Below are 17,639 nucleotides of genomic sequence, written 5' to 3'. Positions count from 1 at the left end.
ATTGGTTATAGAAAATTTAACATCTAAAATTGATTTAATCATAGCTTCTCAAAATTCTAGAGAAGAAAAATTACAAGAGATTTGTAATTATTTAAAATCAGAGGTACCTTATTATGATTGGGTAGGTTTTTATTTTAAAAATGGTGATAAAGAGGAATTAAAATTAGCTCAATATGCCGGAGAAGAAACCGAACACACAATTATTCCTTTTGGAAAAGGTATTTGTGGTCAAGTAGCTGTTAGTAATGAGAACTTTGTTGTTCAAGATGTTTCTGAACAGGATAATTATATTTCATGTGGTTGGAAAGTAAAATCTGAAATTGTAATCCCTATTTTTATGAATGGCGAAAACATAGGTCAGATAGATATTGATTCTCATACGTTGAACCCTTTTTCAGAGGAGGATGAACGACTTTTAGAATACATATGTAAAGAAATAACAGTTTTTTTGTAAAAATTTTCGTAAATACTTGTATATTAAGTTTTTTTCCATATTTTCGTAAAAGTTATTAACAATTTTTACTAATCATTAAATCCCCTAACGATGAGTAAGCACATCCCTAATTATGAAGGTTTGGGCTCGAATGGCCAGACTGAAAAGTTGACTTTACTGGAAAAATTAGCTCTATGGGTTCGTGATTTCCTAGAAAACGCAGAATAAAAAGTCAATAAAAAAATTTAAAATCGGAAAAACTTAAAGTTATCAACAAGTTTTTCCGATTTTTTTTGTCATTAAAACCTCCTGTAAACGTCGAATAAATTCATACTTTTAGTATTTTTGCACGCTCAATAACAACACAACACACACAATGAGCAACACTAAAAAAATTCAATCTGCACTTATTTCAGTTTTTCATAAAGATGGTTTAGAGCCAATTGTAAGAAAATTAAACGACTTAAATGTTACTATTTATTCTACAGGAGGAACTGAAAAATTCATTCAAGATTTAGGAATTAACGTAATACCTGTTGAATCAGTTACAGATTATCCATCTATTTTAGGTGGACGTGTAAAAACATTACACCCTAAAGTGTTTGGAGGAATTTTAAATCGTCAAGATAACGAAGGAGATATTGCTCAATTAGAAGAATTTAATATTCCTCAAATCGACTTAGTTATAGTTGATTTATATCCTTTTGAAAAAACAGTAGCTTCAGGTGCTTCTGAACAAGATATCATCGAGAAAATTGACATCGGAGGAATTTCATTAATAAGAGCTGCAGCTAAAAACTTTAAAGACACCTGTATTGTTTCTTCTATGGAACAATATGAAGGATTCTTAGAGTTGATTTCAGAATATAATGGTGAAACAACTATTGCTGACAGAAAAAAATTAGCTGCTATGGCTTTCAATATTTCATCACATTACGACACAGCAATTTTCAACTACTTCAACGAAGAAGAGATAGTTTATAAAGCTAGTGAAACCACTTCTAAAACACTTAGATATGGAGAAAATCCTCATCAAAAAGGATATTTCTTTGGTGATTTAGATGCTATGTTTGATAAACTTCATGGAAAAGAATTAAGTTACAACAATCTTTTGGATGTTGACGCCGCGGTTAATTTAATTAATGAATTCAAAGGAGAAGCTCCAACATTTGCTATTTTAAAACACAACAACGCATGTGGTTTTGCTCAAAGAGATACAGTTTATCAAGCTTATGTAGATGCTTTAGCTGGTGACCCAGTTTCTGCGTTCGGAGGAATTTTAATTACTAACACCACAATTGACAAAGCTACAGCTGAAGAAATTCATAAATTATTCTGTGAAGTTGTTATTGCTCCGTCTTATAATGATGATGCTTTAGAAATCCTTAAAGGAAAAAAGAACAGAATTTTATTGGTTCAAAAAGAAGTAAACTTACCTGAACAAACTGTTAGAACTGCTTTAAACGGTGTTTTAGTTCAAGACAAAGACAATAAAACTGATAGTATTTCAGATTTATCATATCCAACAACAACTAAACCAACCGAAGAACAAATAGAAGATTTACTTTTTGCTTCTAAAATTTGTAAGCATACAAAATCAAATACAATTGTTTTAGCTAAAAATAAGCAGTTATGTGCTAGTGGAACAGGACAAACAAGTCGTGTTGATGCTTTAAGACAAGCTATTGAAAAAGCTAAAAATTTTAATTTTGATTTAAACGGAGCTGTAATGGCAAGTGATGCATTTTTTCCTTTTCCTGATTGTGTTGAAATAGCTGACAATGCTGGAATTAAAAGCGTTATACAACCAGGAGGTTCTATAAAAGACGAATTAAGTATTGATTATTGTAACAATAATAATATTTCAATGGCGTTTACTGGAACAAGACACTTTAAACATTAATGTTTAAGGGAGGCTTTCTTTAATTTTTTTTGTTAGATTTGTGAGAATACATTGTTGAATCACACTTTAAATATTTTTTATGGGTTTTTTTGATTTCTTGACGGAGGAAATCGCAATCGATTTAGGAACTGCGAACACTTTGATTATACATGATGGTAAAGTTGTAATCGATAGCCCTTCCATAGTAGCCAGAGATAGAACTACTGGAAAAATAATTGCTACGGGGAAGGAAGCTCGCAAAATGCAAGGTAAAACTCACGAAAATATTAAAACTATACGTCCATTAAAAGACGGTGTAATTGCTGATTTCCAAGCATCAGAAGAAATGATAAAAGAATTTGTAAAGCAAATTCCTTCTATCAGAAAAAAAATCTTCCCTCCTTCTTTAAGAATGGTAATTTGTATTCCTTCTGGAATTACTGAAGTAGAAAAACGTGCCGTAATTGATTCTGCTCGCCATATGAATGCCAAAGACATCTATCTTATTTATGAACCAATGGCTGCTGCTATTGGTGTGGGTGTTGACATTATGGAACCAAAAGGAAATATGATTATTGATATAGGTGGTGGTACAACAGAAATTGCAGTTATTGCGTTGGCTGGTATTGTATGTGATCAATCTGTAAAAGTTGCTGGAGATTTATTCACTAGTGACATTATGTATTACATGAGAACTCAGCACAACCTTTATGTTGGTGAAACTACTGCTGAAAAAATGAAAATTCAAATTGGTGCAGCTACAGAAGATTTAGAAGATGCTCCAGAAGATATGATGGTTCAAGGTAGAGACTTGTTAAGTGGAAAACCTAAGCAAGTTCAAGTTTCTTATCGTGAAATGGCTAAAGCGTTAGACAAATCTATCTTAAGAATTGAAGATGCTGTAATGGAAACATTATCTAAAACTCCACCTGAATTAGCTGCTGATATCTACAATACTGGAATTTATTTAGCAGGTGGTGGTTCTATGCTTAGAGGTTTAGATAAAAGACTTTCTCGTAAAACTGATTTACCAGTTTATGTAGCTGAAGATCCTTTAAGAGCTGTAGTTAGAGGAACTGGTATTGCTTTAAAAAACTTGGACAGATTCAAGAGTGTTTTGGTTAAATAATTAATTCTACTTTATGCAGCAGTTAATTTATTTTATTCAGAGGTATAGGTACGTCTTGTATTTTTTATTGCTGCAATTACTTTCGTTACTACTCATAATTAACAATCATAGTTATCATAAAAGTAAGTTTATAAGCTCTGCTAACAGTATTTCTGGTGGTGTTTTTGAAAAAAGAAAATCAATAACAGATTACTTAAACTTAAAAACTGAAAACAAACTACTTATTCAAGAAAACTTACTATTAAAAAATAAAATTACTTTTCTTCAGTCTAAGATAGACACTGCCAAGACCTATACACAAATAGATTCTATTGAATATCAACAGCAATATAAATATATAGATGGTATTATTACTAAAAATGAATACCACAAAGCTTATAACTACTTAACAATTAATAGAGGTAAAAAAAACGGTATTACATCAGAAATGGCTGTTATAAATCACCTGGGTGTGATTGGAGTTACAGATGCTGTTAGTAACTCTTATGCCAGAGTACGATCTATTTTAAATAGGAGTAATGAATTAAGTGTTCGATTAAAAAATAAAGATATTAACGGAAATTATTACTACGGATCTTTAAGTTGGGATACCAAAGATTATCAAATAGTTCAACTTAATGATATTCCTAGACAAGCAACAATTTCAATTGGAGACACCATAGTAACCAGTGGACGATCTGCTATTTTTCCTGAAGGCATTTTAGTCGGCTCAGTAAAAAGCACAGAACTTCGTCAAAAATCAAATACTATAGAGGTTCAGTTATTTAATGACATGACTAGTTTAAGGAATATTTATGTGATTAATAATTTTCACAAACAAGAAATTAAAGAATTAGAACAGTTAACAAATGAGTAGAAATTCCTTTTATTTACTATTTGTGTTTATTGGACTAATACTTCTACAAGCATTAGTGCTAAATAACATTTTACTGTTTGATAGAATAAACCCATACATCTACATTGCTTTTATTTTCATATATCCTTTTAAAAAAAATAGATTCTCCATTCTAAGCATTGCCTTTTTACTTGGATTATGTATTGATATGTTTTCCGATTCAGGAGGAGTCCATGCTTTTGCTACAACGTTTATAGCGTATTCAAGACCTTATTTTTTTAGAACCATTTTTCAAAAGACTGAATTAGATTACGAGTTTTTCAGTTTAAAACAAGAATCTTTTGGTAAGGTTTTTAACTTTATTGTCATTTTAACTTTCTTACATCATTTTTTATTGTTTAGTTTACTTAACTTTAGTTTTCATAACTTTTTTTATGTGATATCTAACACAATTCTATCTGGAATATTTACGTTGTTTATTTATTTCTTAGGTAGTTTTATTTTAAGTAGAAAGTAATAAACGTGAAAAGAAGCTCGCTTTTAATTATATTAATCTTATTGATAGGAATTATTTACATTGGTAGATTATTCCATTTACAAGTTATTGAAGGAAAAACTGTAAACCCAATTAATAGTGCAACTGTAAAAATAGAATATGATTATCCACAACGAGGATATATATATGATAGAAACGGTAAACTATTAGTCGCTAATCAGCTTTCTTATGATGTGATGGTTATTCCTAAAGAAGCAAAGAATATTGACACACTTCATTTATGTGAATTATTAAAAATATCTAAAGAAGAATATATCCGTAGATTTGAAAAAGCTGAAAATTATGCTAGATGGCTTCCGTCAGTATTTTTAAAGCAAGTTGCTAAAGAAGATTTCGCTTACTTACAGGAACAACTTCATAAGTTTAAAGGATTTTACATTCAAAGACGTATCATTAGAGACTACCCTATCAATTCAGCTGCAAACATTTTAGGTTTTCTTGGTGAAGTAAATGAATTACAAGCCAAAGAAAGTGATTATTATGAAAACGGAGAATTAATTGGTAAATGGGGAGTAGAAAAGTATTATGAAGATGAGCTTAGAGGTGTAAAAGGGAAAAAATACTTTAACAGAGATAATCTCAATAGAATTACAGGATCTTATAAAAATGGAGAAAATGATACTTTGGCTGTATCAGGAAAAGATTTAACACTAACAATTGACAGTGAATTGCAACAATACGGAGAACTGTTAATGTCTGGTAAGAGAGGAGGAATTGTAGTTATTGAACCATCTACTGGTGAAATTTTAACGCTTGTTACGGCACCTTCTTACAATCCAAACATGATGGTAGGAAGAAAAAGATCTGCCTTTTCACAAAAATTATTTTCAGACACAATAAATAATCCAACTTTCGATAGAGGTTTACAAGGGGTTTATTCTCCTGGTTCTCCTTTTAAAATATTGAACGGACTTGTAGGTTTACAAGAAAATGTAATAGATGAAAGAACGGCAGTTTATTGTTATGGAGGATATCGTTATGGGAAAAGGAAAAATGAATTTATGCGTTGTCACTGCGGAATTTATGGAAGACCTATACGGTTAAAGAAAGCCATTGCAAAATCTTGTAACAGTTATTTTGCTGAAGTATACAGAAAAATCATTAATAAATCTGGTGATACAAAATCGGGATTTGATAACTGGAGTAGTCAAATTAAGAGTTTCGGATTGGGCAACTATTTAGGGTATGACTTACCAGTAGGTAATAAAGGACTTGTTCCCGATGCTCAATTTTACGACAATAGATACTCTTTTGGGTGGAGAGCCACCACTAACATTTCAAATGCAATTGGTCAAGGTGAAATTGAAACAACCCCAATACAATTAGCTAACGCTACAGCTGCAATTGCCAATAAAGGTTTTTATTACACTCCTCATATTGTTAAAGGAATAGACAATAAACCTATTGACAATTCTAAATTTGTTACTAAAAGATTAACTTCAATAAATACTGAACATTTCCCTACTGTTATTGAGGCTATGCATGAAGTTTTTAAAACTGGAACAGGAAGGTTTAGTCAAGTTAAAGGAATAGAAATCTGTGGAAAAACAGGAACCGTTGAAAATTTCACTAGGATAAACGGAGAGAAGGTACAACTTCCCGATCATTCAATTTTAATAGCCTTTGCTCCTAAAGATAATCCTAAAATTGCGATGGCTGTATTTGTTGAAAATGGTGGATTTGGTTCCACTATCGCTGCACCGATAACCAGTTTAATGATTGAAAAATATTTAAATGGTGAGGTAAAAAGAAAGAATATTGAAGAGAGAATGATTAATTTAAGTTTAAAAGAAACGTACGATAAACAATTAGTAAAACTAGACTCACTTGAGACAATTAAAGAATAACATATTTGAAAACCTAGATTGGATTACAATTTTACTATACATCTTATTAGTAAGTTTTGGATGGATGAATATTTATGCTGCATCTTCTACCGATACTGATAAAGAAATTTTAAATTTCTCCACTCGATATGGTAAACAAATGATATTTATCTGTTTGACTATCCCATTAATAATTTTCACACTTTTTTTAAACTCAAAATTCTACGAACAGTTTTCTAGTTTGTTATATATTTTTTCTTTGGTACTCTTAGCTGGTGTATTAGTTTTTGGTAAAAAAATAAACGGTGCAACTTCATGGTATAATTTCGGAGGTATCGGACTTCAACCTTCCGAATTTTCAAAAGCTTTTACAGCACTCGCTTTAGCAAAATTAATGAGTGATCGTCAATACAATTTAAAACTGATTAAGAATCAGATAAAAGCATTTATTGTAATATTTCTACCTGCCTTTTTTATTGCTTTACAACCTGACATGGGTTCTGTTTTAATCTATTTTTCTTTCTTTTTTGTTTTGAATAGGGAGGGTTTAACACTTAAGTATTTTATTCTTGGTGTTTCTACAATAGTGCTATTCTTACTTACAATAAATTATGGCACTAGAATAATTTTAATTTCAACAATCTCAATACTAACAATAGTACTTTTCTATATTTCTTATAAGAATAAACAGTTTATACGTTTTAACTGGCCTGTAATTGTAATAGGTTATATAATAACTTCTCTTTTTATAACTGCTGTTGGATATACCTATACAAATATCTTAGAGCAGCATCAAAAAGATCGATTTGACATACTTTTAGGTAAAATTGACGATAATAGTGGAATTGGTTATAATTCCTATCAAGCAGAGTTAACTATAAAGTCAGGTGGTTTTTGGGGAAAAGGTTTTCTTAATGGAGATAGAACACAAGGAAATTTTGTACCTGAACAGGATACGGATTATATTTTTAGTACTGTAGGAGAAGAATGGGGCTTTTTCGGAAGCTCTCTTGTAATCCTTTTGTTTATGATACTATTGTTTAGAATTATCTTTTTAGCAGAACAACAAACGAATAAATTTTCCAGAATATACGGATATGGAGTAGTCTCCATATTATTCTTTCATGTAATAGTAAATGTTGGTATGGTTATAGGACTTTTACCAACCATAGGTATACCATTACCTTTCTTTAGCTACGGAGGTTCTTCTTTATGGGGCTTTACGTTGCTATTATTTATTTTCATACGATTAGATGCTCATAAGAAGTATGATTATTAAATAAAAAACAATAAATTTCTCTGAGACTGGCTATCTGAACATTTTATTGAAACACATATTCAAACTTTTTACTATTTGTATACGAAGCAAGCCTAGGGATATTTACTCTCTAAAGAATAAACAATACTGAATATATTAAACAAAAAAGCACTTCGATTTAACATCGAAGCGCTTTATTAACTAACCTTAAAACTCTTTTGTATCTTACTTTATTATAAAGCAGCTACATGCTTAGCTAACTTAGATTTTAAATTAGCAGCTTTATTTTTATGAATGATATTGTTCTTTGCTAACTTATCTAACATAGAAACAACTTTAGGTAACATACCTACAGCTTCATTCTTATCTGAAGTATCTCTTAATTTTCTAACAGCATTACGAGTAGTTTTATGCTGATATTTATTTCTTAAGCGTTTTGCTTCGTTACTTCTTATTCTTTTAATTGCTGACTTATGATTTGCCATTTTACTAAATTCTTAAATGTTTATAAAAACTTTGTACTCCGTACGGGAATCGAACCCGTGTTACCAGGATGAAAACCTGGCGTCCTAACCCCTAGACGAACGGAGCATTAACCAACCTTTTTCTGATTGCGGGTGCAAATATAAAATTATTTTTTAATATTCGCAATATTTTTTATCTTTTAAATTGAGATAAAAAAGCTTCGAATTAAATTCGAAGCTTTGTACTCCGTACGGGAATCGAACCCGTGTTACCAGGATGAAAACCTGGCGTCCTAACCCCTAGACGAACGGAGCATAACAATCTTTTAGTTTGCGGGTGCAAATATATAATAGTTTTTAAAAACTTTAAAATTTTTTTTCACTTTTTTAATATGCTTTTGCAAAAAGTACTCTTTTACTCGATTTTGCACCTGTAAGAACACAGATTCCTTCCTCCTCTATCGCATCATTTGGAATACATCTAATGGTAGCTTTTGTCAATTCCTTAATCTTCTCTTCAGTCTCTTCTGTACCATCCCAGTGAGCCGATACAAATCCTCCTTTATTCTCTATCACTTCTTTAAACTCCTCAAAAGAATTCACTTCTGTAACATGATTATCTCGATATGAAAGTGCTTTAGAATAAAGGTTTTCTTGAATTTTATTTAAAAGATCAATAATATATGTTACCACATCAGCTTGAGAAACTGTTTCTTTTTCAAATGTATCTCTCCTAGCTACCTCTACTGTTCCGTTCTCTAAATCTCTATTACCTAAAGCAACTCTTACAGGAACACCTTTCAATTCGTATTCAGCAAACTTTGCTCCTGGACGCATTGTATCTCTATCATCAAATTTAACTGAAACCCCTCTGCTCTTTAAATCTTGAATAATAGGTGATAATCTATCAGAAATTGCATTCAACTGCTCTTCTCCTTTATATATAGGTACAATTACAACTTGTATTGGTGCTAATTTAGGCGGCAATACTAATCCAGCATCATCAGAATGTGTCATTATTAAACCTCCTATCAATCGTGTAGACACTCCCCAGGAAGTTGCCCATACAAACTCTTGCTTTCCTTCTTTAGACGTATACTTAACATCAAAAGCTTTAGCAAAGTTTTGACCTAAAAAATGAGATGTTCCAGCTTGTAACGCTTTTCCATCTTGCATAAGAGCTTCAATAGTATAGGTGTCGTCCGCTCCTGCAAAACGTTCACTTTCAGACTTAGCTCCTCTAACAACTGGCATAGCCATAAACTGCTCAGCAAATGTAGCATACACTTCTTGCATTTGTTTTGCTTCTGCTACAGCTTCTTCTTTAGTAGCATGAGCTGTATGGCCTTCTTGCCATAAAAACTCCGCTGTTCTCAAAAACAAACGTGTTCTCATCTCCCATCTAACAACATTTGCCCACTGATTTATTAATAAAGGTAAATCTCTATGTGATTGTATCCATCCTCTATACGTATTCCAAATAATAGCTTCTGAAGTAGGACGAACCACTAATTCTTCTTCAAGCTTTGCAGTAGGATCAACTCTTAACTTTCCTTCATTCTCTGGATCATTTTGCAACCTGTAATGCGTAACAACTGCACATTCTTTTGCAAATCCTTCTGCATTTTTCTCCTCTGCTTCAAACAAACTTTTAGGCACGAAAAGCGGAAAATAAGCATTTTGATGCCCTGTCTCCTTAAACATTCTATCTAATTCAGCTTGAATTTTCTCCCATATAGCAAAACCATAGGGCTTTATTACCATACAACCTCTTACAGCAGAATTTTCAGCTAAATCAGCTTTAACAACCAATTCGTTGTACCATTTTGAATAATCTTCAGATCTTTTAGTTAAATGTTTACTCATATCCATCAGTTTGGCATAAAAATTGCAGTTTATTATGCGTAAATTATGTGTGCAAAACTACAATAAAGTTACGTATTTTTACAATAGTTTTTTGTACATTAATTTGACTACTATTTAACTAATTAAAATAAGATAAGATATGAAACCACATTACACCAAAACCAAACTTCCACTTTACTTCTTATCATTACTAGTGGTAACTACTTTAGTTTCTTGTGCAACTACTCAATCTGTTGCTGGTAGTGATGATGGTATATATGTAAACGAAACGGAAACTCCTCAAAAAAGAGTTGTTGTTCAAAACACGGATAGAGACTACAAAAACTACAATGAGAATTATTTCACTAAAGAACTAGAACGATTAGATGGATTAAACGGTACAGATATTCTAACAGACATAGAAAGCTATCAGTCTGAAGATTATGAATTTGAAGATGAAGTTGAAGAAGAAGATCCAGATTTACAAATTAATTATAACAGCGAAAACGCTCCTTGGGGATATGACTCTGATTCAGATGTTGTAATAAATGTGAATACGTTTCCTCGCTATAGATTAGGATGGAATTGGAATACCTATTGGGGAGATCCTTATTGGGATGGACCTTTCGGATGGAATAGATGGGGCTGGAACTGGGGTTATAGTCCTTACTGGCATCCATATCACAACGCTGGTTGGGGTTGGGGCTGGAATAACTGGGGTTGGAATAATGGATTTTATTGTCCTCCAAATGGTTATTACGGATTAGCGTATAGAAATCGTAATGGATTCTACAATAATAGATACCTTAGAAATGGCATATATAGTAGAAATACGCTAGCATCTAATAGAAGAACTCACTACAGAAATTCTTCAAGATCAATCTCTAGAAGATCAGATAATGTTTACAGAAGAACTAATAGTCAAATTTCTAGAAACAGCAGATATAACAACGTCAGAAATTCTAACGGAACAAGAATTAATAGAAAAACAAAAATTAGAAGATATCGAACTGGAGGAGTAAGACCATCAAGAGGAAATACTGGAGGTTATAAACCAAATAGATCGGGAAGTTCTAATACTAGAACTGGTGGTTACAAGCCTTCAAGAACTCGAAGAAATAACTCTGCAAGCACTGGCGGATATAAGTCAAGTAGAGTTGGAAGTAGCTCTAGCAGCTATAGCTCTTCAAGAAATTATTCTTCAGGAAGTAGCAGAAGTAGTTCTAGAAGTAACTCTTCAGGTAGAAGCTCATCAAGAGGCGGTTCAAGAAGAAGATAAAACCCTACTTTTAAACTTAGTATACAAAAGAAATTAGCATAAAACATGAAACGATTTTTATTATTCGTAGCGTTAGCTACTACGATACTTACGTCCTATTCTCAAGCATTAGATTATAATGACTTAGGAGTTCTTTTTTCAAAAGATAACACTATAGGTACCGCTAGATTTAATGCAATGTCTGGTGCGTTTGGAGCCTTAGGTAGCGATATATCTTCAACAGATATAAACCCTGCAGGTGCTGCTGTTGCAGTAAAAAGCAAATTCTCTATAACATTAGCAAATAAAAATGCTAATCTAGATGTTAACTATTACGGTAACACAAATAGCTTACAAGATGAGTATTTCAATATCTCTCAAGCTGGTGGTATATTTGTTTTTGATATAGATCATAGTAATTCTAACTGGAACAGGTTTGCTATTTCTTTTAATTATAAGATGAAAGCAGACTTTGATAATCTTTACACCGGAAGTGGAAATAGTAATTTTTTATTCTATGACGAGCATATAAATGACACTTCTGACCCTGTAAATGTCTTTGATCGTTCATTAGAACAACGTTTTTCTAACGAGACTAGAGGTTTAAACAGTTCTTTTAATATAGGTTTATCTGCTGTACACGATAATAAACTATACGTTGGTGCCTCTTTAAAGTTTCATAATATTGAATTCAGAGAAAGATCATTTCTTTCTGAAATGAATGACGATATCAATGGAAATATTTTAGAAGTAGAAGATTTTAACGAACGTTTTATTGAAGGAAATGGTTTTTCTTTCAACCTAGGTTTTATTTATAAAGTAAATCAATTTATTCGATTGGGAGCTTCTTATGAATCGCCTACTTGGTATCAAGAAACAATTGAAGAAAGAGCTGGAAGCTTAACCATGTTTGAAATTCCAAACTTAAGCATTGATGGTGTAGAGGAACGTTTTTTTGAAGGACCTTATTCGTTGCGTTTTACAACTCCTAGTAGATTAACTGCTAGTGGAGCTCTTATATTTGGAAAACAAGGTTTGATTAGTTTAGATTATACCTACAAAGATTTTCAGAACTTCAATTACAGAGAAGTAGATCAAGTTTTACAAGATGCTAATCAATTCTTTAGCACTGACTTTAGAGCTGTACAAAAATTAAGTATCGGTACTGAATGGAGATTTGACAGAGTAAGTTTACGCGGTGGTTATTCTTATGAAAAAGATCCTAATTTGGTAGTTGGAGGGAATACTAATAAAGACAATATAAAAGCTTTTTCTGCTGGTTTAGGTTACAACTTTGGAAATACTCAAATAGACTTATCTTACCAACACTCTGAAAATAAACAATTTTATACTCTATACAATACAGGAGATATTGATATTGATAATAATATCTCAAGAATTGCTGCAACGATAACTTTTAGTTTGTAAAAATTAATTGGGGATTTTTTTACAAAACCTCTTAGGTGTAATGATAACTTACAATACCTAAGAGGTCTTTTTTATTTAATCACTTTTTTACTGTAATTTTGCTATTCATTTTTACTTATGGAAAATATAAAAATTCAAATACAAGAAACTAACAATAACTCAATTATAAAATTTGTTAGTAATACAATATTAATCAATGGTGGTAGTTTTGAATTCAATAATATAGACGAAGCAAAATTATCTCCTCTAGCACAACAATTATTCTATTTACCTTTTGTTAAAAAGGTATTTGTTACTGCTAATTTTATTGCCGTGCAACGTTTCGATATTGTAGAATGGGAAGATGTTCAAGAAGAAGTAAGAGGACAAATAGAAGCCTATTTAAATAGTGGTAATAAGGTTATCAAAGAGCAAGAAGAGAAAAAGAGTGCTATTGAAGTGTATGCCGAAGTTACTCCTAATCCTGCCGTGATGAAGTTTGGAACTAACAAAGCTTTAACACAAACAGATGTAGAATTAAAAAATATAGAGGAAGCAAGTAAATCTTCTCCATTAGCACAAGCCTTATTTAGCTTTCCTTTTGTTAAAGAAGTATTTATTTCTGAGAACTATATTTCTATTTCAAAATATGATATTGTTGAATGGAGTGAAATATATCAAGAAATCAGAACATTCATAAGACAATATTTACAAGAAGGAAAAACTATCATTTCTAATTTACCAGAAGAAAAAAAGAAAGAAGAAATTAAGGTAAACACCGAAAACTTAGATGAAACTTCTACTAAAATAATAGAAATTTTAGACGAGTACATAAAACCAGCTGTGGCTTCTGATGGTGGAAACATTGCTTTTCGTTCTTATGATTCTGACACAAAAAGAGTAAGTGTTATTTTACAAGGAGCCTGTAGCGGTTGTCCTTCTTCTACAATCACCTTAAAAAACGGTATCGAAACGATGCTAAAAGAAATGTTACCTAATCAAATTAATGAAGTAATCGCTATAAATGGATAAACAAATAAAACCGTACAAAGATTCTGAATTAGGAAAGAAAGAGCAAGTTGCTCAGATGTTTGATAACATTTCTGAAAATTATGATGGTTTAAATCGAGTAATATCGTTAGGTATTGATGTAAGCTGGAGAAAAAAAGTAGTTAAGTTAGTTTCCGAAGTAAATCCTAAGAAAATTTTAGATATTGCTACAGGGACTGGAGATTTAGCTTTAATGATGGCTCAATTAAATCCTGACAAAATTGTTGGATTAGATATTTCACCTGGAATGTTAGAAGTAGGAAAGCAGAAAGTAAACAAAGCTAACTTATCTGATAAAATAGAAATGGTTGTTGGCGATAGTGAAAATATTCCTTTTGAAGACAATACTTTTGATGCTATTACTGTTTCTTTTGGTGTTCGTAATTTTGAAAATTTAGATAAAGGCTTAACAGAAATATACAGAGTATTAAGACCTGGAGGAAAGTTTGTTGTTTTAGAAACTTCAAATCCTACAAAGTTTCCCTTTAAACAAGGTTACAAATTTTATACTAATTTCATTCTTCCTGTAATTGGTAAGTTATTTTCTAAAGATAAAGTTGCATATTCTTATTTATCTGAAAGTGCAAATTCTTTTCCTTTTGGTGAAGCTTTCAACAATATTTTAACAAAAAATGGGTTTAAGAATGCAAATAGCTTACCCGTAACTTTCGGAGTAGCGTCAATTTATACATCAACAAAGTAGTATGCAAAAAAAGTTTTTTATTTCTGTTTGTTTAATGTTTATATCATGGAACGTACTTTCTCAACGTGAGAGAGTTGAAAACCTTCCAAGCTTTGATAAACGTAGAATACATTATGGTTTTTATTTAGGTCTTAATACAAATGGATTTAAAGTAGCTTATAAACCTAGCGCATTTAACAACCCACAAATAGAAGTAACCTCTGAAGTTGGTTTTAATGTTGGTTTAATAGCTGACTTAAAGTTACACAACAATATTAATCTTCGATTTGAGCCAGGTCTTATATCTAATACTAAAGTTTTACGTTTTACTCATATAACAACTCCTGGACAAGATACTAGAGAAGTAGGAAATACTTATTTACACTTACCTTTTATCTTTAAATTTAGTACAAATAGATTAAATAACGTTAGACCTTATGTTTTAGGAGGTGCTTCATTCGATTATAATTTTTCTAGTAACGAGAGAAATCAAAATGATAATTTTGGAGGCCAGTTTAGACAAACTGCTAGTAATTTAATGTATGAAGTAGGTATTGGTATCGATTTGTACTTACCTTACTTTAAATTCTCCCCATCTATAAGAGGAATATTTGCAATAACTAATGAGGTAAAATATGATGAAAGATCTCCTAGTCAATGGACAGATCCAATTGATTTTATGGGAACTCGAGGAATTTTCCTTCATTTATCTTTCGAATAATATAATAATTAACATACACACAATTAAAGAGCCGCAATATTGCGGCTCTTCTTGTTATTAACGTGTATAGTATTATTGATATCACCCAAATCAAAAAACCCCATACATTATATGTAAGACACAATAGTTTATAACTTGGTGACACTAAAATTCTTTTTAACAAAAAAGCCGCAATAAATAGCGGCTTTTAAGTTAATGATATGTGTGGAAATTGTCGTCCCCCCAGAATACAATATCACACACTATACTCTTAAGACACAATATTTTTTTTGAGGTCACAAAAAATTAATTTTTTTTCTAAAAAAAAAAAGAGCTAGTAAAACTAGCCCTTTATGAGTTGCCCACTACGCAACCCTGTAGATAGAAGTCCCCCGAAATCTACCAAATAAATTATTATCGTAAATACCTTATTAAGGTATTTTTACTGAATACGTTATAATATAAACTTCACAAATATATATATTTTTTATTACAAAAATTACTTTTTAATAATTATTGTACTGTCCACCACTTCTTTAATTGGTAACACAACTTCCCCTTCCAAAGTTTTAATAGTAAAACATATATTATCGATAGCTATTACCTCTCCTTCTATATCTCCAATTTTCACAATAGAACCAATAGCTACATTTCTCCTAGAATAATAACCGAATAATAGTCTTGATACAGCATCTCTTGCTCCTAAACCAAACGCAATAGTAAAAGCTAAAAGAATAGATCCAATTAATAATGTAAGATTACTCTTAATAACAGAAGTATCAACACCTGCTTGATCCAAAGCTGTTATAGATAAGAAAACTACAATCAGATAAAAAGCAATATTACCAACTAAATTGCCTCCATTAATCTCAAGTGATTTAAACATTCCTTGAATCGCTTTCTTTACCATAGTACCTAAATAAGCTCCAGCAACAAAAATTCCTAAAGCAGTAATTAGCTTTGGTAAATAAGCAAAGAAACTCCTCAATCCGTCAGAAACAACTGTAAGTCCAAAAATACCTGCGCCAGCCATTACAAATACTAAAATTAAGAACCATTTAAGAACATTTAATATAACTTCAGTTAGTACTATATTGATTGTAGCATCTCCAAATATCTTAGTTTCACTCAATTTATCTGACCATTGATCTAAGTTTGTTTTTGATAAGACTTTTCGTAGAACATATAAAAATACCTTCATAAAAATCCAAACAAAAATTACGTAACCAACAAAACCAGCTACTTTAGGTAAAGACTGCACTACATCCTCAAAAATATCTTGAAAAGGTTTTAGTATATCGATCTGTAAAAAATTCATAATTAGTATATTTAGTTAGCTTTATATGTTAATATATATTATTTATCGTTTTTATTATCCTTCTTTTTATTCGAAACTTTATCATCATCAGCACCTCCCCCACCTAATAAATCTCCTATTGCACTAGGGTACTTAACTACAAATAAATCTGCCATGTCTATGGATAACTTAATCATAGCAACATCATCAAGTACTTTCTTCTTAAGTACCTTAGGAAGTTCCTCGTTATGTAATATTTTCTTAAACGGATTATCCATATTATAAACTATTATAAGCTTTAACCACTTTTTCTTTCGCTCTCTTTACACGCATTTTTACTGCGCTCTCACCAATCTCAAGGACTTCTTGAATTTCCTTAATACTCATATCATCCTGATACTTCATTAGGAGAATCATTTTCTCTTCAGGGTCGATAATCTCTAAAGCCTTAGCCAATTTATCTGATTTTAACTCAAATAAAGACGCATCATTAATTTCATCTGAATCAACATCTTCATCTTTGATAACATCAGTTACCACTGTAACTTTCTCATTCTTTTTAGCCGTATTTCTTTGTACATAATTCACACAAAAATTGTAGGTAAAAGAATATAACCAAGTAGAAAACTTAGACTTTCCTTTAAAAGTTCTAAGTTTTACGAACAACCTCACGAAAACATCATGTGCTAAATCTTGTGCTTCCTCTTTGTTTTTAGAGAAACCATAACACTTATTGTATACAACTACTGCATACCTATCGTATAAAATAGCAAATAAATGAGTATCATTCTTCTCCACTATTTTCCGAACGAGTTCTTCATCGGTAATATAATCTACTTTATTAGTATCCAAAAGTGCTCTTTCTTATATCAAAGTTTAGTTCTATTGTATTGAGACACAAAATGTAAGTGTAAGTCACAGTTCTATTTGATGCTTTTTATAAAATTAACACTTTTTAACATTTACCAAAGTTTTTTTCAAAAAAATAAAATGTTTTGTAACATTTACTTTAAATAT

General features: G+C 31.2%; 17 protein-coding genes and 2 tRNA genes. 12 read left to right on the top strand and 7 right to left on the bottom strand.

The window, feature by feature from the left end:
- Position 1: 1 nt before the first annotated feature.
- The 7 genes from EV195_RS13595 to rodA all read left to right on the top strand — a co-directional run bounded on the left by EV195_RS13595 (position 2) and on the right by rodA (position 7,940).
- Positions 2-454, top strand: a complete 453-nt coding sequence (locus EV195_RS13595) for a GAF domain-containing protein (RefSeq protein WP_132795510.1) — start codon at positions 2-4, stop codon at positions 452-454.
- Positions 455-809: 355 nt separating this feature from the next.
- Complete coding sequence (purH, locus tag EV195_RS13590; RefSeq protein ID WP_132795509.1) at positions 810-2,336, top strand: bifunctional phosphoribosylaminoimidazolecarboxamide formyltransferase/IMP cyclohydrolase; 1,527 nt, start codon at positions 810-812, stop codon at positions 2,334-2,336.
- Between the two features lie 79 nt (positions 2,337-2,415).
- On the top strand, positions 2,416-3,444 hold the full coding sequence (locus EV195_RS13585) for a rod shape-determining protein (protein ID WP_132795508.1): 1,029 nt from the start codon (positions 2,416-2,418) through the stop codon (positions 3,442-3,444).
- A 13-nt stretch (positions 3,445-3,457) separates the two neighbouring features.
- On the top strand, positions 3,458-4,300 hold the full coding sequence (gene mreC / locus EV195_RS13580) for a rod shape-determining protein MreC (RefSeq protein ID WP_132795507.1): 843 nt from the start codon (positions 3,458-3,460) through the stop codon (positions 4,298-4,300).
- Positions 4,293-4,796: a hypothetical protein gene (locus EV195_RS13575; RefSeq protein ID WP_132795506.1), complete on the top strand. Its 504-nt coding sequence runs from the start codon at positions 4,293-4,295 to the stop codon at positions 4,794-4,796. Before mreC ends, EV195_RS13575 begins: the two co-directional genes overlap by 8 nt.
- Before the next feature lie 5 nt (positions 4,797-4,801).
- Positions 4,802-6,682: a penicillin-binding protein 2 gene (gene mrdA / locus EV195_RS13570; protein WP_132795505.1), complete on the top strand. Its 1,881-nt coding sequence runs from the start codon at positions 4,802-4,804 to the stop codon at positions 6,680-6,682.
- Positions 6,663-7,940: a rod shape-determining protein RodA gene (gene rodA, locus EV195_RS13565; protein WP_132795504.1), complete on the top strand. Its 1,278-nt coding sequence runs from the start codon at positions 6,663-6,665 to the stop codon at positions 7,938-7,940. Before mrdA ends, rodA begins: the two co-directional genes overlap by 20 nt.
- A gap of 212 nt (positions 7,941-8,152) precedes the next feature.
- Here the strand turns inward: rodA and rpsT are convergent, their stop codons facing one another.
- The 4 genes from rpsT to proS all read right to left on the bottom strand — a co-directional run bounded on the left by rpsT (position 8,153) and on the right by proS (position 10,249).
- Complete coding sequence (gene rpsT / locus EV195_RS13560; protein WP_132795503.1) at positions 8,153-8,404, bottom strand: 30S ribosomal protein S20; 252 nt, start codon at positions 8,402-8,404, stop codon at positions 8,153-8,155.
- Positions 8,405-8,438: 34 nt separating this feature from the next.
- Positions 8,439-8,510, bottom strand: a tRNA-Glu gene (locus tag EV195_RS13555).
- Between the two features lie 116 nt (positions 8,511-8,626).
- Positions 8,627-8,698 (bottom strand) — tRNA-Glu (locus EV195_RS13550).
- A 72-nt stretch (positions 8,699-8,770) separates the two neighbouring features.
- Positions 8,771-10,249, bottom strand: coding sequence for a proline--tRNA ligase (proS, locus tag EV195_RS13545; RefSeq protein ID WP_132795502.1), 1,479 nt, complete (start codon positions 10,247-10,249; stop codon positions 8,771-8,773).
- Between the two features lie 139 nt (positions 10,250-10,388).
- Between proS and EV195_RS13540 the strand changes: the two genes are divergently transcribed.
- The 5 genes from EV195_RS13540 to porT all read left to right on the top strand — a co-directional run bounded on the left by EV195_RS13540 (position 10,389) and on the right by porT (position 15,346).
- Positions 10,389-11,507 carry a hypothetical protein gene (locus tag EV195_RS13540; protein WP_132795501.1) on the top strand — a complete coding sequence of 373 codons (1,119 nt, stop codon included), beginning with the start codon at positions 10,389-10,391 and terminating at the stop codon, positions 11,505-11,507.
- A 45-nt stretch (positions 11,508-11,552) separates the two neighbouring features.
- Positions 11,553-12,914, top strand: a complete 1,362-nt coding sequence (locus EV195_RS13535) for an OmpP1/FadL family transporter (protein WP_132795500.1) — start codon at positions 11,553-11,555, stop codon at positions 12,912-12,914.
- A 117-nt stretch (positions 12,915-13,031) separates the two neighbouring features.
- Positions 13,032-13,925: a NifU family protein gene (locus EV195_RS13530; protein ID WP_132795499.1), complete on the top strand. Its 894-nt coding sequence runs from the start codon at positions 13,032-13,034 to the stop codon at positions 13,923-13,925.
- A complete protein-coding gene (gene ubiE, locus EV195_RS13525) occupies positions 13,918-14,646 on the top strand; it encodes a bifunctional demethylmenaquinone methyltransferase/2-methoxy-6-polyprenyl-1,4-benzoquinol methylase UbiE (RefSeq protein WP_132795498.1) in 729 nt (242 codons plus the stop codon). Before EV195_RS13530 ends, ubiE begins: the two co-directional genes overlap by 8 nt.
- Position 14,647: 1 nt before the next feature.
- A complete protein-coding gene (gene porT / locus EV195_RS13520; protein WP_132795497.1) occupies positions 14,648-15,346 on the top strand; it encodes a type IX secretion/gliding motility protein PorT/SprT in 699 nt (232 codons plus the stop codon).
- A gap of 478 nt (positions 15,347-15,824) precedes the next feature.
- Here the strand turns inward: porT and EV195_RS13515 are convergent, their stop codons facing one another.
- From EV195_RS13515 to EV195_RS13505, 3 genes are read right to left on the bottom strand one after another with little or no spacing between them, the layout of a single operon-like run.
- A complete protein-coding gene (locus EV195_RS13515) occupies positions 15,825-16,643 on the bottom strand; it encodes a mechanosensitive ion channel family protein (protein WP_132795496.1) in 819 nt (272 codons plus the stop codon).
- A gap of 38 nt (positions 16,644-16,681) precedes the next feature.
- The gene (locus tag EV195_RS13510) at positions 16,682-16,900 is read right to left on the bottom strand and encodes a hypothetical protein (protein WP_132795495.1); all 219 of its coding nucleotides are present in this window, start codon (positions 16,898-16,900) and stop codon (positions 16,682-16,684) included.
- Position 16,901: 1 nt separating this feature from the next.
- Positions 16,902-17,474, bottom strand: coding sequence for an RNA polymerase sigma factor (locus EV195_RS13505; RefSeq protein ID WP_132795494.1), 573 nt, complete (start codon positions 17,472-17,474; stop codon positions 16,902-16,904).
- Positions 17,475-17,639 lie beyond the last annotated feature (165 nt).

Source organism: Tenacibaculum skagerrakense, assembly GCF_004345825.1.
Taxonomy (GTDB): domain Bacteria; phylum Bacteroidota; class Bacteroidia; order Flavobacteriales; family Flavobacteriaceae; genus Polaribacter; species Polaribacter skagerrakensis.
Note: the sequence above shows the minus strand (reverse complement) of the source record. Positions and strands in the feature narration are given on the sequence as shown.

What these genes read in the sequence shown, in the direction of transcription:
- mreC (WP_132795507.1), top strand. Translation starts at nt 3,458, where the DNA reads ATGCAGCAGTTAATTTATTTTATTCAGAGGTATAGGTACGTCTTGTAT.
- EV195_RS13530 (WP_132795499.1), top strand. Translation starts at nt 13,032, where the DNA reads ATGGAAAATATAAAAATTCAAATACAAGAAACTAACAATAACTCAATT.
- porT (WP_132795497.1), top strand. Translation starts at nt 14,648, where the DNA reads ATGCAAAAAAAGTTTTTTATTTCTGTTTGTTTAATGTTTATATCATGG.
- EV195_RS13510 (WP_132795495.1), bottom strand. Translation starts at nt 16,900, where the DNA reads ATGGATAATCCGTTTAAGAAAATATTACATAACGAGGAACTTCCTAAG.
- EV195_RS13585 (WP_132795508.1), top strand. Translation starts at nt 2,416, where the DNA reads ATGGGTTTTTTTGATTTCTTGACGGAGGAAATCGCAATCGATTTAGGA.
- EV195_RS13515 (WP_132795496.1), bottom strand. Translation starts at nt 16,643, where the DNA reads ATGAATTTTTTACAGATCGATATACTAAAACCTTTTCAAGATATTTTT.
- purH (WP_132795509.1), top strand. Translation starts at nt 810, where the DNA reads ATGAGCAACACTAAAAAAATTCAATCTGCACTTATTTCAGTTTTTCAT.
- rpsT (WP_132795503.1), bottom strand. Translation starts at nt 8,404, where the DNA reads ATGGCAAATCATAAGTCAGCAATTAAAAGAATAAGAAGTAACGAAGCA.
- ubiE (WP_132795498.1), top strand. Translation starts at nt 13,918, where the DNA reads ATGGATAAACAAATAAAACCGTACAAAGATTCTGAATTAGGAAAGAAA.
- EV195_RS13575 (WP_132795506.1), top strand. Translation starts at nt 4,293, where the DNA reads ATGAGTAGAAATTCCTTTTATTTACTATTTGTGTTTATTGGACTAATA.
- proS (WP_132795502.1), bottom strand. Translation starts at nt 10,249, where the DNA reads ATGAGTAAACATTTAACTAAAAGATCTGAAGATTATTCAAAATGGTAC.
- EV195_RS13540 (WP_132795501.1), top strand. Translation starts at nt 10,389, where the DNA reads ATGAAACCACATTACACCAAAACCAAACTTCCACTTTACTTCTTATCA.
- EV195_RS13535 (WP_132795500.1), top strand. Translation starts at nt 11,553, where the DNA reads ATGAAACGATTTTTATTATTCGTAGCGTTAGCTACTACGATACTTACG.